Below are 15,512 nucleotides of genomic sequence, written 5' to 3'. Positions count from 1 at the left end.
GGCAACGGGAGGCCCGGGGAACTAGGAACCGGCGCGTTCGACGACGGTCGCCCACTCCTCCAGGAGGTCCTGGGCGGCGTCCTCGTCGGGACCCTCGGCCCACAGGTGGGTGATCGCCTCGGCGGGGTCGGGCAGGACCAGGACCCAGCTGCCGTCGTCCTCGACGACGCGGACGCCGTCGGTGGTGTCGATGACGCGTTCGCCGGCGGCCTCGACGACGTGGCGCATCACCGACCCCTTGGCCGCCCACGGCGTCGGGACCGACCGCCGCAGCAGGTGCGCCTCGGGGATGCGCTGGTCGATCTGGGACAACGTCAGCCGCGTCCGGGCGACCAGGCCGACGAGCCGCACGAACGCGGCGATCCCGTCCACCGTGGTGCTGAACTCGGGCATGACGAACCCGCCGCGGCCGTCACCGGCGAAGATGATGTCGGGGTCGGCGGCCGCCTTGGTGAGCACGTCCTGCGACGTCGAGGTCCACTCCACCCGGACACCGTGGAACCGGCACACCTGCTCGCCGACACGGGTCGTGGTGACCGGCAGCGCCACCCGCCCGCCGCGCCGTTCGGCGGCGACCAGGTCGAGCATCACCAGCAGCGCGCGGTCGTCGTTGATCAGCTCGCCGTTCTCGTCGACCAGCGAGATCCGTTCGCCCACCGGGTCGAAGCGCACGCCGAACGCGGCGCGGGACGAGGAGACCAGCTCGCCGAGGCGCTGCAGGTCGCGCATCCGCTCGGCGAGCGTCTCGGTCGGGTTGGCCTCGTCCAGCCGGTTGTTGCGGGTGAGGACGTCCACGCCGACCATGCCGAGCAGCATGGGCAGGACCAGCGACGCGGTGCCGCCCGCGCAGTCCAGCACGATCTTCAGCTCCGCCTCACGGACGCCGGACATGTCCACGCAGCGCAGCAGGTCGCGGGTGTAGGTCTCCACGGTGCGCGCCGGATAGGTCAGCTCGGCGATCTCGCCGGGGAACGCCCGGCGGTACTCCTGGCGGCCGAAGACGCGTTCCAGCTTGCGCTGGGCGCCCAGCGACAGGTCGGCGCCGTCCGCGTCGAGGAAGAGGATGTCGACGCCCTGGGGGTCGCCGAGCGTGGTGCGGAGGTAGATGCCGCCCGCGCAGTCCTCCCGGCCGGTCTCGAACCGGGCGGTGGGGAGCGGGGTGGCCTCCAGGTCCTGGACGTTGATGGCGCTGGCGGTGAGGGCGCTGATGACCGCGCGCTTGAGGGTGCGGGCGGCGCGCGAGGCGTCCCGGCCGGTGACGACCATGGTCCCCTTCTTCAGGGTGGTCGCGTACGCGCTGGCCAGCCGCACCGCCAGCTCGGGCGTGATCTCGACGTTGACCAGCCCGGACACGCCGCGCGGGCCGAACAGGTTGCGCTGCCCGCGCGACTCCCAGATCACGCTGGTGTTGACGACGGCGCCGGCCTCGATCGTCTTGAACGGGTAGACCTTGACCTCGCTCGACACGTACGCCTCGGCCTCGATCACGCACTCGTCGCCGATGACCGCGCCCTCCTCGACGCGGGCGCCCGCCATGATGTCGGTGTTCTTGCCGATCACGCACCCGCGCAGGTTGGTGGACGAGGCGACGAAGACGTTGTCGTGAACCACGGCACGGTGCAGGAACGCGCCCTCCTTGACGACCACGTTGCTGCCCAGCACGGTGAACTCGCGAAGCTCGACGCCCGCCTCGACCTTGGCGTAGTCGCCGATGTAGAGCGGGCCCTTGAGGATCGCCTCCGGGTCGACCTCGGCCCCCTCGGCGATCCAGACACCCGGCATCACCTCGAACGCGTCCAGGTCGACGTCCACCTTGCCGGAGAGCATGTCGGCCTGGGCCTTCAGGTAGCTCTCGTGGGTGCCGACGTCCTCCCAGTAGCAGTCCGCGATGTACCCGTACAGGGCAGCGCCCTCGGCCAGGAGTTTGGGGAAGACGTCGCCGGACCAGTCGACCGACTCACCCGCGGCGACGTGATCGAGGACTTCCGGCTCCATCACGTAGATGCCGGTGTTGACGGTGTCGGAGAAGACCTGGCCCCAGGTCGGCTTCTCCAGGAAGCGCTGGATGCGGCCTTCGTCGTCCACGATGATGATCCCGAACTCCAGCGGGTTGGGCACCCGCTTGAGCCCGATGGTGACCAGCGCGCCGTTCCGCTCGTGGAAGCGCACCATGTCGGTCAGGTCGATGTCGGTGAGCGCGTCCCCGGAGATCACCAGGAACCGGTCGTCGCGCAGCGCCTCCTCGGCGTTCTTCACGCTGCCGGCCGTGCCGAGCGGCATCTCCTCGGTGGCGTAGCTCAGCGACATGCCGAGCTCCTCGCCGTCGCCGAAGTAGTTGCGGATCAGCGCCGCCAGGAACTGCACGGTGACGACGGTCTCGGTCAGCCCGTGCCGCTTGAGCAGGCGCAGCACATGTTCCATGATCGGCCGGTTGATGACGGGGAGCAGTGGCTTGGGCTGGTTGGCGGTCATCGGACGCAGCCGCGTCCCCTCTCCACCCGCCATCACAACGGCCTTCATCGCGGGGTCTCCGCTCCCTTCCGAGCGCCGGCCGACGGATCGGGTGCGGGGGGCGAGGCACGGTCGGCCAGCACCAACTGCCGCACCTGTGTCCAGTAGAGGACGGCCGCCCACCAGTAGAGGGCGGTGCCCCAGATCGCGAACGACCAGCCGATGATCTTCGCCGTGGTGGCCACCGCCCCGTCGTGATCCCCCAGCAGCAGCATCGGAAACGCGTAGAGCAGGCACATCGTGCCCGCCTTGCCCACGAAGTGCACCGGCAGCGCCCCGCCGTACCCCAGCCGCCGGACGATCGGCACGATCGGCGTGATCGCCACCTCCCGGGCGACCAGCAGCACGATCAGCCACACCGGGATGATCTCCCGGACGGTCAACCCGATGAGCGTGGCCAGGATGTAGAGCCGGTCGGCGGCCGGATCCAGCACCGTGCCGAGCTTGCTCGTCTGGTTGAGGGCCCGCGCCAGCTTGCCGTCCAGCCAGTCCGACAGGCCCGCGAAGACCAGCAGGCCCAGCGCCCACCAGTCCGCCTCGACCAGGACCAGCCACAGGAAGAGCGGCACACCCAGCAGCCGCGCGAAGCTCAGGATGTTGGGCACCGTCCAGATCCGGTCCGCCACCTCGCCCGTCCCGGCGCCCGGATCCCTGCCGACCTCAGCGCTCACCGGTGCGTGACACCTTCCTCAGCCGTGCCCGATCTTCGCCCTGCCGATCCTGCCGATCTTCGCCCTGCCGAACTCCTTGATGCCCGCCGTCCCCCATCGGCCGACGCCTCCCTCCCTAGTGATCCTGACCCTATCGGTAAGGGTTTGAAAGCCCCCCGATAGCGTCCCGTCATGAGATGGACGCTGCATGGCGAGCGGGCCCTTTACGAGAGCCCCTGGATGGATGTACGGCTGGCCGACGTCGAGCTGCCCGACGGGCGCCGGTTCGACCACCACCTGCTGCGGGTGCGGCCCGCGGCCGGCGTGGTCGCGGTCGACGAGCGGGACCGGGCCCTGCTGATCTGGCGGCACCGGTTCATCACCGACCAGTGGGGATGGGAGATCCCGGGCGGGCGGGTCGAGGCGGGCGAGGAGCCCGCCGAGGCCGCCGCCCGCGAGCTGATCGAGGAGACGGGCTGGCGGGCCGGGCCGATCCGCCATCTGCTGGACGTCCGGCCGTCGCCCGGGATCCACGATGGTGTTCATCACATCTTCCGGGCGGACGGGGCGGTACGGATCGGGGAGCCCACCGACGTCGAGGCGGAACGGATCGAGTGGGTGCCGCTCTCGTCCGTGCGGGAGCTGATCACGGAGGGGCGGATCGGGCAGGCTTCTACCATGGCGGCACTGTTGTACCTCGCCGCCGGAGGCCCCGGATGACCACGCCCATTCCCAAGGCGGAACTCCATCTGCACATTGAGGGAACGCTCGAGCCCGAGCTCGCGTTCTCCCTCGCCGCGCGGAACGGGATCACGCTGATGTACAGGTCGGCGGCGGCGCTCAGGAAGGCCTACGCCTTCGACGATCTGCAGTCGTTCCTGAACCTTTACTACAAGCTGATGGTGGTCCTGCGCACCGAACAGGACTTCGAGGATCTGGCCGACGCCTACCTGGCGCGGGCCGCGGCGCAGGGCGTCCGGCACGCCGAGATCTTTTTCGATCCGCAGGCCCATACGGCGCGCGGCGTGCCGATCGAGGTGGTCGTGGCCGGTCTCGGCCGCGCGCTGGAGGCCGCGCCCGCCCGGCACGGCGTCACCACACGCTTGATCATGTGCTTCCTGCGCGACGAGCCGGTGGAATCGGCGCTGGCGACGTTCGAGAGCGCGCGGCCGTGGTTCGGGGACCCGATCATCGGGGTGGGGCTGGACTCGGCGGAGGCCGGCCACCCGCCGTCGAAGTTCCGGGAGGTCTTCGACCGCGCCCGGGAGGCCGGGCTGCGGCGCGTCGCGCACGCGGGCGAGGAGGGACCGCCCGAGTACGTCTGGGAGGCGCTGGACGTGCTCGGCGCCGAGCGGATCGACCACGGCATCCGGAGCAGGGAGGACGAGCGGCTGTTCCTGCGCCTGATCCGCGAGCAGGTGCCGCTCACCGTCTGCCCGCTGTCGAACGTGCGCCTGCGCTGCGTGGACCACCTCGCCGACCATCCCCTGCCGCACATGCTGGACTCCGGGATGCTGGTGACGGTCAACTCGGATGACCCGTCCTATTTCGGCGGTTATGTGGGTGACGTCTACGACGCGCTGGAGGCCGAGCCCATGCTCATGATCGGCCTGGAGGAGCTCCGGCAGCTGGCGGCCAACTCGTTCGAGGCGGCCTTCCTGTCCGACGAGGAGCGCAGGGCCTACCTCAAGGAAGTCGAGAGGTACCGCTGGATGTGACGGGCTCGTTGGTGTCCGGCGGGGTCATCGGCAGGGTGGCGGTGACGGCGAAGCCGCCGTCCTGCCCACGGCCGGTCTCGACCGTCCCGCCGACGCTGCGGGCCCGCTCGGTCATGCCGACGATGCCGAATCCCTCACTGGCTCCCTCCCTGGCCCCTTCCCCGGCGCTCTCGCCCGGCCCGCGGCCGTCATCGTTCACCGTCAGCTGGAGTTCGGCCTCCCCCCGGACGAGGCGGACCTCGACCGTGCGGGCCCCGGCGTGCTTGATGACGTTGGTCAGGGCCTCCTGCACGATCCGGTGCGCGACGATCCCGACCTCGGGGGCGGGCTCTCCTTCACCCACGTCCACCAGGCAGGCGTCGAGGCCCGCGGCCCGTGCCGCGTTCACGAGCTCGCCGAGGCCGTCCAGCCCGGCCGCCAGCTCGCCCGGCACCCCGGGTGCGTCGGCCCGCCGCAGGATCTGGAGCGTGGCGCGCACCTCCGTGCGCGCGTCCCGGCAGGTCGCGGCGATGGAGTTGAGCGTCCCGGCCAGCTCCGCCCGGTCCAGTGGCCGGTCGCCCGCCACCTGGTGCGCCGCCGCCCCGGCCTGCACGCCGATCACGGTGATGGTGTGTGCGAGCAGGTCGTGCAGGTCGCGGGCGATGCGCAGGCGTTCCTCGGCGACGCGCCGCAGCGCCTCGTCCTCACGGGTGCGCTCGGCGGTCTCCGCCCGTTCGAGGATCGCCGCCATCCGTGACCGTTGTACCCGCCATGCCTGGATCCCGATGATCACGGCGAGGATCGCTTCCAGCGCGCCGATCTGCTCCAGGAAGCTGCGCCCGCCCGCGCGCATCGCGAACGTGACCGCGCAGATCGTCAGGATCACGCACACCGTCGTGAGGACCGCCCTGACCCTGCGGCCCAGAAAGGCGTAGGTGACCAGCGCGAGCACCTCGGCGGGCACGATCGCGTGATGCTGGTAGCCGATCACGTGGAAGGGCAGCACGAGCGCGGTGAAGGCGAGCAGCACCGCCCCCGGCCATCTCCGCCGCCACACCAGCGGCACGTGGAGGGCGATCAGCAGCAGCACTCCCCCGGCGTCCAAGGGCCGATCCTGAGGCCACTTCAGCGTCGCCGCGAGCGCGCCTCCCGCCAGAACGGCCGCGATCAGGCCGTCCACCACCTCCGGCCGCAACCGGCGCACGATCACCACGTTCCATACCGTAACGGAACTTCCCCACGGCATCCCGCCGGGTCCGTTCGGATCAGGCCATACATCACTGGCGGTGGTTGCGGCAACGGGGGGACGGCGGGTTAACGTCGGGCACGACAGATCGCGGGGGCCCGGCGAACCGGGCTGAGATAGCGGCTGAGACGGCCGCTGACCGCTGGAACCTGACCGGGTAATGCCGGCGTAGGGAGAGATCGAGTCGTCATGAACGACACCGCTGTTTCACGTGCCCGCAAGACGTATCTCCAGGGATCGCGCCCGGACCTGCGGGTGCCCATGCGCGAGGTGCCGCTGACCAACGGCGACACCGTGGTGCTGTACGACACCTCCGGGCCGTACACCGATGCCGCGTACGAGACGGACGTGCGGCGTGGCCTGCCCGCGCTTCGCGCCGAGTGGATCGCCGAGCGCGGCGACACCGCCGAGTACGAAGGCCGTGGCCCCCGCCCCGAGGACGACGGCCGCAAGTCCACAGATCCCTTGCGGGACCAGGCGGCCTTCCCGGCGCGCAGGCCGCGCAAGGGGACGGGAGCGCCGGTGACGCAACGCGCGTACGCGCGGCGCGGGGAGATCACCCCCGAGATGGAGTACGTGGCGCTGCGCGAGGGCGTCGCGCCGGAGTTCGTCCGGGACGAGCTCGCGGCGGGCCGGGCCGTGCTGCCCGCCAACATCAACCACCCCGAGATCGAGCCGATGATCATCGGGAAGAACTTCCTGGTGAAGGTCAACGCCAACATCGGCAACTCGGCGGTCGCGTCGTCCATCGAGGACGAGGTGGAGAAGATGACGTGGGCGACCCGCTGGGGCGCCGACACCATCATGGATCTCTCGACGGGCCGCGACATCCACACCACGCGGGAGTGGATCCTGCGCAACTCGCCCGTCCCGGTCGGCACGGTGCCGCTCTACCAGGCTCTGGAGAAGGCCGGCGGCGACGCGGCGGCGCTGAGCTTCGAGGTGTTCCGCGACACCGTGATCGAGCAGGCCGAGCAGGGCGTCGACTACATGACGATCCACGCCGGGGTGCTGCTCTCGTACGTGCCGATGACGGCGCGCCGCAAGACCGGCATCGTGTCGCGGGGCGGGTCGATCATGGCGGCCTGGTGCCTGGCCCACCACGAGGAGAACTTCCTCTACGGCAATTTCCGGGAGCTCTGCGAGATCTTCGCCGCGTACGACATCACCTGGTCGCTCGGCGACGGGCTGCGCCCCGGCTCCATCTACGACGCCAACGACGAGGCGCAGTTCGCCGAGCTGCGCACGCAGGGCGAGCTGACCAAGATCGCGGCCGAGTACGACAACCAGGTCATGAACGAGGGCCCGGGCCACATCCCGATGCACAAGATCAAGGAGAACGTCGACCGCCAGCAGGAGTGGTGCGACGAGGCCCCGTTCTACACGCTCGGCCCGCTGACCACCGACATCGCGCCCGGCTACGACCACATCACCTCGGCCATCGGCGCCGCGATGATCGGCTGGTACGGCACCGCGATGCTCTGCTACGTCACGCCCAAGGAGCACTTGGGCCTGCCGGACCGCGACGACGTCAAGGCGGGCGTGATCGCCTACAAGATCGCGGCGCACGCGGCCGACCTGGCCAAGGGCCATCCGGGCGCGCAGGCATGGGACGACGCGTTGTCGGACGCCCGGTTCGAGTTCCGCTGGGAGGACCAGTTCGACCTCTCGCTGGACCCGGACACCGCACGGTCGTTCCATGACGAGACGCTGCCCGCCGCTCCGGCCAAGACCGCGCACTTCTGCTCGATGTGCGGCCCGCACTTCTGCTCGATGAAGATCACGCAGGATGTGCGCCGGTACGCGGGCGAGCAGGGCCTCGGCGAGTCCGAGGCGCTGGCCGCGGGCATGCGGGCGAAGGCCGCGGAGTTCCAGGCCGCCGGCGGGCAGGTCTATCTCCCGGTGGTCCCCTCCGACGGCTGAGGCCCGGCGAGCCGCGCCCAGGCGATCACGTTGCGGGTGTAGCTGCGGCTGGCCCGGTCGAACGACCCGCCGCAGGTGATCAGGCGCAGCCCGGCATGGTCCAGGTCGCCGTACACGCGGGCGGTCGGGAAGCGGTCCTTGGGGACGTCCTCGACGGAGGTGACCCTGAACCGCAGGGCCCGGCCGTCCGTGCGGACCACCCGCACGGCGTCGCCCGGGCGCAGCCTCCCGAGCCGGTAGAAGACGCCCGGCCCGCCGCGCCCGGAGTCCACGTGGCCGAGGAGCACGGCGGGTCCGCGCTCCCCCGGCGCCGGGCCGTGCCGGTACCAGCCCACCTCGTTGACGCGGGAGAGCGGCGGCACCTGGACCGCGCCGTCGCGGCGCAGTCCCACCGGCCCGACCGGGGCGGTCACACCGATCTTGTCGATGACGATCCGGACCGGCTGCGGCGATCGCGCGGCCGGGGTCTTCGACGGTGCCCCGGCCCGGGCGAGCGGGGCGGCGGAGCGCGGCGCCTCGTCCGACCGGGTGGTCACCCAGGTCAGGCCCGCCGTCCCGAGAAGGACCGCTGCGCCGACGCCGAGCAGGCGGGACGGCGTCATCGGCGCCCCAGCACCTCGCCGAAACCGGTCGCCGCCGCGCCCGCCGGCACCTTGCGCGTCTGCGTCGTCCTGCCGGTCACCGGCTCCTTGCGCGGCGGCGGGGGCGGCGCCACCACGGTGAACCGCGCGTCGTCGGCATACGGGGCCTTCTTCACGAACGCGCCCGGAGCCTTGCAGGCGGCACGCACGGTGTAGGACCCCGCCTTGATCGAGGGGTCGAGCCGGGGGGTGAACGTCTTGTGCTCCCGGACGGCGGTGGCCTTGGCGAACGCGGGCGAGCTCACCTTCAGGACGGCCCTGCCCCCCACATGCGTCATACAGCGCACCTTCACGCGCACCGTGTCGCCGGGCTTGACCTTGGACGGTGACACGGTGACGACGGTCGGCCGCGCGTTCGCCGGAAGAGTGGGGCCGTCGGCGTGCGCCGGGCCGGCCGTGCTGGTGAGAGCCATGCCAGTGAGAGATATGCCGGTGAGAGCCATACCGGCCGCGGCAACGAGCAGGGACATGCGATGCATTTGTTTCCTCCCAAGTGTGCCCGCAGGGGGCCCAGACCTACGAACGAGAGGAAAACGCACGACGGCTGCCCGGACCATCCGACACACCGCGCCTTGCGTTCCGTTGATCATCTGTTGCCACGGTCGGGACACTGACGCCTCCGCCGCGCGCCGTCACCGTCCGTCGAGCAAAGGACGCCGCGGGTCCCAGGTGGTGCCGTCAGCGGCGTCGCGACGGCGGCGGGCGATGCCCGAGAGTGCCTCCAGCACGACGCGGTTCGCGAGCAGGGACGTGATGTCGGCGTGGTCGTAGGGCGGCGACACCTCGACGAGGTCGATGCCCACGACCGGCAGCTCGTAGGCGACGCGGCGAACGGAGTCGAGCAGCTGGCGGGCGCTCAGCCCGCCTGGTTCGGGCGTGCCGGTGCCGGGCGCGTGCCCGGGGTCGCAGACGTCGATGTCGACGGAGAGGAATACCCCGTCGCAGTCGTCTGTGGCGATGGCGAACGCCTCGGTCAGGCATTCGGTGAGCCCGCGCTCGACGATCTCGGTCATCTCGTAAGAGCGGATGCCCTGCCCGGCCATCCAGCCCAGGATCTCCGGCCCCGGCCAGTAGCCGCGCAGCCCGATCTGCAGGAAGCGGTCGCCGCGCAGTGCCCCGGACTCGATGAGCCTGCGCATCGGCTGGCCGTGCCCGACGAGTGCGCCGAACTCGATGTCGCCGGTGTCCGCGTGGGCATCGAAGTGGATCATCGACACGCGGCCCTGGCCCAGGTGTTGTGCCACACCGGCGTGGTCAGGCCAGGCGATCGTGTGGTCGCCGCCCAGGATGAACGGGATCGCTCCGGTCGAGGCCACGGCGTGCACGGCCTCCTGCAGGTCCCGGACGGAACGTTCGGCGTCGCCCGAGAACATCTCGACGTCCCCGGCGTCGTACACCCGCAGGTCGCCGAGCGCGTCCACCCGCAGGGCGAGCGACGGCCGGGAACCGTCCTGCGGCAGGTAGCACGCCTGACGGATGTGCTGCGGGCCGAACCGGGTGCCCGCCCGATGCGACGTGCCCCCGTCGAACGGCGCGCCGAGGATCACGACGTCGCCGTCGCTGTAGCTCGCCGGATCACCCCACTCGCACCGGTCGACGCCGAGGAAGGTGATGTCCGGGCCGAACTGGGCGCCATAGCGGCTCATGCGATCAAGGATAGCTAGGGGTGGATCGCGTAGAGGCGGACCGCTCCGTCGTCGCCGCCGGTGGCCAGGAGGCGGCCGTCGGGGCTGAAGGCGAGGGCGTTGACGACCACGCTGCCGTGCCTGATGGTCGATATCGGCCTGCCCGTCCCGGTGTCCCAGAGCCGGACCGTCTCGCCGCCCGCCGAGGCCAGTGCCCGGACGCGGGGGCTGAACGCGACGGCCGTGATGCTCTTGTCGTGGCCGGTGAGCGTGGCGAGGGGCCGCCGCCGGATCGTGTCGTACAGGCGCACGCTCCCGTCGAACCCGCCCGCCGCGAGGGTGCCACCGTCGCGGCTGAAGGCCAGGCTGGAGACGACGGCGCTGACGCTGGTCAGCGTGACGCTCTTGGCCTTGACGGTGTTCCAGAGCCGGATGGTGGCGCTGCCCGCGACGGCCAGCCTGCCTTGCCGGCTGAACGCGGTGGTGAAGGTGCTCTCGTACTCAGCGGGGCTGCGCAGGGTCGACAACCAGGACTTATCGGCGGTGCTCCACAGGCGCACCGCGTCGCTGCCGGCGCAGGCGAGCACCCTTCCGTCCGGGCTGAACGCCAGCGAACCGATGCTGTTGCCGTCGGTGCCGAAGCCGGACCTGCGCCGCTGGGTCGTGGTGTTCCAGAGGAAGACCTGGCCGTCGTAGCCGCCGCCGGCGAGAGTGCGGTCGTCGGGGCTGAACGCGATGCTGAAGACCGCGTATTTCTGCCCGCGCAAGGCTCCGGTCTGCCGTTGCCTGGCGACGTCCCAGAGCCGGACAGCCGAGCCGTCCCCGCCTGCGGCCAGCATGCTGCCATCGTGGCTGAACGCGAGGGCGTAGACGCGGTCCCCGGTGAGCGTGCCGATCAGCCGGGGGGCCTTTGCAGCGGCGGCCGCCCCTTTCTGTTCCGGTGGCGCGGGTGTCGTGCCGTCCCTCTGGGAGAGGACGACCAGCAGGGCGAGGACCACTGCGGGCACGACCGACAAGGCGAGGGTCTTGCGCCAGACCGAACCCCCGCGGAGCCGCGGTGGCTCGGGGTGCGGCACCTCGTCCGGGAGCGGGTCCGTGACCGCGGTGCGCTGGTCGGTGCCGGTCCGGATCGTCGTGGTGCCGACGCCCCACACGCTGTCGTCCTGCAGCAGGGCTTCGAGCATCGCGGTCGTGTCGTCCGCGGTGAGACGTTCGCAGGCGTCGCGGTGGAGCAGCCCGTTGAGCACCGGGGTCAGCGGGCCGGCGAGCCTCGGCACGGGCGGGTCGGTGGTGAGAATGGAGTAGAGGACGGCGTTGGGGTTGGGCCCTGGGAACGGCCTGCCTCCCTCGACGGCGTAGTAGAGCGTGGCACCGAGCGACCACAGGTCCGAGGCGGGCACCGCCTGCTCGCCGCGTGCACGTTCCGGGGAGGTGTACGCGGGAGCGCCCATCACGACGCCCGTGTGCGTCAGCGAGGGGTCGCCCTGGATGACCGCGATGCCGAAGTCGGTCAGCACCGCGCCGCGTTCGCCGATCAGGACGTTGGCGGGGTTGACGTCCCGGTGGACGACGCCCGCCTTGTGGGCCGCGTTGAGCGCTCCCACGATCCGCAGCCCGATCTCGGCCACCCGCCGGGGCGGCAGCGGGCCCTCGCTCCGGACGACGGCGTTCAGCGACCGGCCTTCGACGAGCTCCATGATGATCCACGGGTCGCCCTCGTGCTCGACGATGTCGTAGATCCGAACGGCCGCGGGATGGTCGATCCGGGCGGCGGACCTGGCCTCCCGGAACGTCCGGCGGCTGCGCTCCTGCCACTGGTCGGCGCCCAGGGTCCCGGCGTGCGAGGCCAGGAACAGCTTCTTGGCCGCCACGTCCCGGCCGAGGCGCTCATGGCGCGCCCGCCATACGACGCCGAACCCGCCGCGGCCGATCTCTGCGACGAGCTGGTACTGGCCGGCGACCAGCTGACCGGGGTTCTCGGTCATGGGGAGCCCGCCTTCCGGTGACGCGCGACCCATCGAATGCGAGTGCTTCAAGGATCAGGCATTCCGGGGAGCTGACTCAATGGGCCAGGGCGGCATAAATCACGACATTGGTCTTGTAGTGGCCGCTGGTGTGGTCGAAGCCGCCACCACAGGTGATCAGGCGCAGCTGCGGATCGGGGGTCGCCCCGTACACCTCCTTGGTCGGAAAGCCGGCCTTCGCGTACGAACGCACCTCCTCCACCCGGAACGTGACGCTCTTCCCCCGGGCGTCGCCGACCTGCACTGTCGCACCACGGCGCAACGCGCCCAGCCGGGTGAACACCGCGGGTCCCGACTTGGAGTCGACGTGGCCGACGACGACCGCCGGGCCCGGCCACCCGGGCCGGACACCGTCGGCGAACCAGCCGGCCCGCGCCGGATCCTTGGGTGACTCCAGTTCGCCCTGGCCGCCCATGTGGAGCCGTTCGAGCGCCGAACGGACCCCGATCGAGGGGATGCGGACCTCCACCGGCTCGCCGATGCCGCCGGCGGCCGGATGGCTGGAGACCTGCGCGGCCTGTCCGCCCGGCACGGCCGACCAGCCCGGTGTGGGCCCGCTCGCCGTGTTCGCGGTACCGCCGCAACCAGCGAGGCAGCACAGCACAAGGCAGCACAGTACGAGGCGGCACAGTACGAGGCGGCACAGTACGAGGCGGCACAGTACGAGGCGGCACAGTACGAGGCGGCACAGTACGACCCCAGCGGTCGCGCGGCGCAGGTCAGGCACGGCGCCGCGACCTGACGAGCACCATCGTGCCCGTCCCGGCGCAGGCCAGAACGGCAAGGACCAGAACGGCCCAGATGCCGTGGCTCTCCTCGCCGGCGGCCTCCGCGCCATGCCCGGCTAGCCCGCCGAAGCCCGCGTTCACGCCGCCGGTTGGGGTCCGCGAGCCCTGTGCCACGTCGACGAGCGAGAGCACGCGAAGTCCAGGCTTGCCGTCGAGGACGACCACGGTGTGCACCGAACCGGCGCCGAGCGCGACCCTCGCGCCCGCCTGCTGGCCGCCTTCGCCCTGCACGCGCACCCGGGCCGCCTTGGCCGGCACGATCTCGTACGGGGCGACCGAGGCGAACTCGAGGCCGCTGGCCAGTTTCCGGCCACCGAGGCTGACGTCCACCGTCGGCACCTTGAGGGAGGCGGCGATGACGCGGACCGCCGCACGGCCCGCGGGCAGGTCCACCGAGTCGTTCACGACCTGCAGCTTGATGCCCTTGTAGGGGCCCATCCCCGCGACGGTGTACGCGCCGCCGCCGCGCACCCGGACGACTGCCGACAACACCGGCGGGCTCGTCGCCGCCGCGTTCGCGGGCCGCATGGCGACCGTGTAGGTGCCGCCGTCGAGCCGCTGGTACGGCGAAAGGGCGCCGTAGCCGACGTGCTTGAGGACGAGGCGCTGGTGTTTCCGGTCCAGCGAGCCCTTCCCCGAGTACAGGTAGACGTCGACGGCGGGGGTGTCCGGAGACAGGTGCGCGAGCCGCACATAGCCCTGTGCAGGGGCCGCGTCGCCGGAGGCGGCGGCGCCTGGGACCGCGCCGACGCAGGCTGCGGCGGCCGTCAGTACCGCGACCGCGCCCACGCGGGCGATCTGGGTGGAACGGCCGGGACGGCCGCCTGAGCTGTACGGAGGTACGAGTGCCAGCATGGGCGCTCCCTGCGGGGCTGAGGGCAGCGGGACGCGGCACCAGTGGGAGCTAAGAGGGAGCGCCACGTCACGCTCCGGACGGTGCACATTTCAATCCAATGCACCGTAGAGAGCAATGCGATGGGCCAAAGCATCATCGGCCACATACGGCCACCACTCGGTTACGGACACGGAGCGTAGAGCCTCCGCGTTCCGCTCCCCGCCGCGTAGGCGTCCCGATCGCTGAACCGGCAGCCGTAGTCGGCGGCGGCGATGACCTGGGGGTTCCGCAGGTCGTCCCCAGCCGGCCGCTGCCCACGGTGCACCCACCGGCTCAGGTCGTCCCACGCCGCCCCGGCCTCCGCCGGCGAGAACTCGCAGTGCTGCGTGCTGCGGATGGCGCGCTGCACCAGCAGCCTGGACTGCCCACGCCGCGAGACGTCCGCGAGGTACGTGCGTTCCATGGAGAACGGAACGAACAGGTCACCTAGATTGTGAAGGCTCAGCACGGGCACATTGGGGACACCGAAGATCTGAGGTGACTGGGTCAGGAACGGCGAGTAACGGGCGCGCACGTTCTCCGGGCGGACTCGCTGCACGGCGCGGTTGATGTCGACCGGGGTGTTCGGCACGTAGCGGGCACGGAGGTTCGTCGCCAGCTGGCCGGGATCCTCGGCGACCGTCCCCTCGGCGGGAGCGCCCTGGGAGAACAGGAAGTTCTGCCAGAACGAGAACGCCTTATCCGCGCCGGGCCTCTCCCCGCCGCTCCGGTTCACGGTGATGGCGCGCAGTTGCCGGCCCAGCGGGTTGGCGATGTCGGGCGCGCCGGGCGGCAGCGTGTCGATGCCGAGCGTCCGCTGGATCTTCGGAACGGTGACGGGCAGGTAATCCTGGCCCGGCGGATGGGCCTGGATGCCCGCGAGGCCCTGCGCGACGAGGTGGTAGTCCAGGAAGAAGTCGAAGAGCGAGTTGTCGCCCATCACCCCGCACATCGGCAGGCCGCCCGCGTAGAAGCGCGGATACTGCTCCAGCGACCGGCCGGTGATATGGCCGCCCATCGAGGCGCCGATGATGAACGTCCGCTGTGGTCGTCGCACCAGGCTGCCGAACCGCAGGGCCAGAGCGTGCGTGCTCAGGACTCCCGCGCGGACGTCGTAGCCGTTGGCGTAATACGACGACGCTGCCCAGGCGTATCCCTGGTCGAGGAGCCTCTGGCGCAGGCCGTACGAAGGCGGCGCGACGGTCAGCACCTTGCCCTGGCCCGCGTACCCGTGCGCCCACATGACGAGTTCGCCGTTCCATGCGGGCGGGACCTCGATGTCATAGGCCGCGTGCCGGTAAACCCCTTGCAGCACGCGGGACGGCCGTCCGTGCACGATCGCGGGCGGCAGCGGCGGATTGACGATGGTGTAGCCAGGCAGCGGCTGGTCGTCCGGAGTCGAACCTCCGGAGGCGGAAGCTGCGGAGGCGGAAGCTGCGGAGGCGGAAGCTGCGGCCGGCGGAGCCAGACCTCCGGCCGCGAGCACCAGCCCGGTGAGGAGAACGAGGAACCTGCGTGGGCGTCGCTGCATGA

At 71.2% G+C, this 15,512-nt stretch carries 13 protein-coding genes and 1 riboswitch; of the genes, 3 read left to right on the top strand and 10 right to left on the bottom strand.

Going from position 1 to position 15,512, the window contains the following annotated elements; genetic code table 11:
- Positions 1-21: 21 nt before the first annotated feature.
- Together ACH34W_RS31580 and ACH34W_RS31575 are read right to left on the bottom strand one after the other, a co-directional pair.
- Entirely contained in the window at positions 22-2,520 is a 2,499-nt protein-coding gene (locus ACH34W_RS31580; protein ID WP_395964784.1) for a sugar phosphate nucleotidyltransferase, read from the bottom strand.
- Entirely contained in the window at positions 2,517-3,182 is a 666-nt protein-coding gene (locus ACH34W_RS31575) for a CDP-alcohol phosphatidyltransferase family protein (protein WP_395964783.1), read from the bottom strand. The genes ACH34W_RS31580 and ACH34W_RS31575 overlap by 4 nt, the downstream gene beginning before the upstream one ends.
- Positions 3,183-3,353: 171 nt before the next feature.
- Between ACH34W_RS31575 and ACH34W_RS31570 the strand changes: the two genes are divergently transcribed.
- Both ACH34W_RS31570 and ACH34W_RS31565 read left to right on the top strand, forming a co-directional pair.
- Entirely contained in the window at positions 3,354-3,881 is a 528-nt protein-coding gene (locus ACH34W_RS31570; protein WP_395964782.1) for an NUDIX domain-containing protein, read from the top strand.
- Complete coding sequence (locus ACH34W_RS31565) at positions 3,878-4,879, top strand: adenosine deaminase (protein ID WP_395964781.1); 1,002 nt, start codon at positions 3,878-3,880, stop codon at positions 4,877-4,879. Before ACH34W_RS31570 ends, ACH34W_RS31565 begins: the two co-directional genes overlap by 4 nt.
- Here the strand turns inward: ACH34W_RS31565 and ACH34W_RS31560 are convergent.
- The gene (locus ACH34W_RS31560) at positions 4,848-6,071 is read right to left on the bottom strand and encodes a sensor histidine kinase (RefSeq protein ID WP_395964780.1); all 1,224 of its coding nucleotides are present in this window, start codon (positions 6,069-6,071) and stop codon (positions 4,848-4,850) included. The two genes, ACH34W_RS31565 and ACH34W_RS31560, sit on opposite strands and share 32 nt — an antisense overlap.
- A gap of 113 nt (positions 6,072-6,184) precedes the next feature.
- Positions 6,185-6,298, top strand: a riboswitch (TPP riboswitch).
- Between ACH34W_RS31560 and thiC the strand changes: the two genes are divergently transcribed.
- The gene (gene thiC / locus ACH34W_RS31555) at positions 6,294-8,027 is read left to right on the top strand and encodes a phosphomethylpyrimidine synthase ThiC (protein WP_395964779.1); all 1,734 of its coding nucleotides are present in this window, start codon (positions 6,294-6,296) and stop codon (positions 8,025-8,027) included. (Overlaps the previous riboswitch by 5 nt.)
- On the opposite strand, the gene ACH34W_RS31550 is transcribed toward thiC, so the two are convergent.
- From ACH34W_RS31550 to ACH34W_RS31520, 7 genes are all read right to left on the bottom strand, one after another.
- Entirely contained in the window at positions 7,997-8,629 is a 633-nt protein-coding gene (locus tag ACH34W_RS31550; RefSeq protein WP_395964778.1) for a class F sortase, read from the bottom strand. The two genes, thiC and ACH34W_RS31550, sit on opposite strands and share 31 nt — an antisense overlap.
- Complete coding sequence (locus ACH34W_RS31545; protein ID WP_395964777.1) at positions 8,626-9,147, bottom strand: hypothetical protein; 522 nt, start codon at positions 9,145-9,147, stop codon at positions 8,626-8,628. The genes ACH34W_RS31550 and ACH34W_RS31545 overlap by 4 nt, the downstream gene beginning before the upstream one ends.
- Before the next feature lie 153 nt (positions 9,148-9,300).
- Positions 9,301-10,314 (bottom strand): agmatinase, encoded by a 1,014-nt coding sequence (gene speB / locus ACH34W_RS31540; RefSeq protein WP_395964776.1) that lies wholly within the window; start codon positions 10,312-10,314, stop codon positions 9,301-9,303.
- A 14-nt stretch (positions 10,315-10,328) separates the two neighbouring features.
- On the bottom strand, positions 10,329-12,278 hold the full coding sequence (locus ACH34W_RS31535; RefSeq protein WP_395964775.1) for a WD40 repeat domain-containing serine/threonine protein kinase: 1,950 nt from the start codon (positions 12,276-12,278) through the stop codon (positions 10,329-10,331).
- Positions 12,279-12,354: 76 nt separating this feature from the next.
- On the bottom strand, positions 12,355-12,849 hold the full coding sequence (locus ACH34W_RS31530; RefSeq protein WP_395964774.1) for a class F sortase: 495 nt from the start codon (positions 12,847-12,849) through the stop codon (positions 12,355-12,357).
- 187 nt (positions 12,850-13,036) lie between these two features.
- Positions 13,037-13,960, bottom strand: coding sequence for a DUF4397 domain-containing protein (locus ACH34W_RS31525; RefSeq protein ID WP_395964773.1), 924 nt, complete (start codon positions 13,958-13,960; stop codon positions 13,037-13,039).
- A gap of 161 nt (positions 13,961-14,121) precedes the next feature.
- Positions 14,122-15,510, bottom strand: coding sequence for an alpha/beta hydrolase family protein (locus ACH34W_RS31520; protein WP_395964772.1), 1,389 nt, complete (start codon positions 15,508-15,510; stop codon positions 14,122-14,124).
- Between the last annotated feature and the right edge of the window lie 2 nt (positions 15,511-15,512).

Source organism: Actinomadura sp. 6N118, from assembly GCF_044326415.1.
GTDB lineage: Bacteria > Actinomycetota > Actinomycetes > Streptosporangiales > Streptosporangiaceae > Spirillospora.
This window is presented reverse-complemented; position numbering and strand designations above follow the sequence as displayed.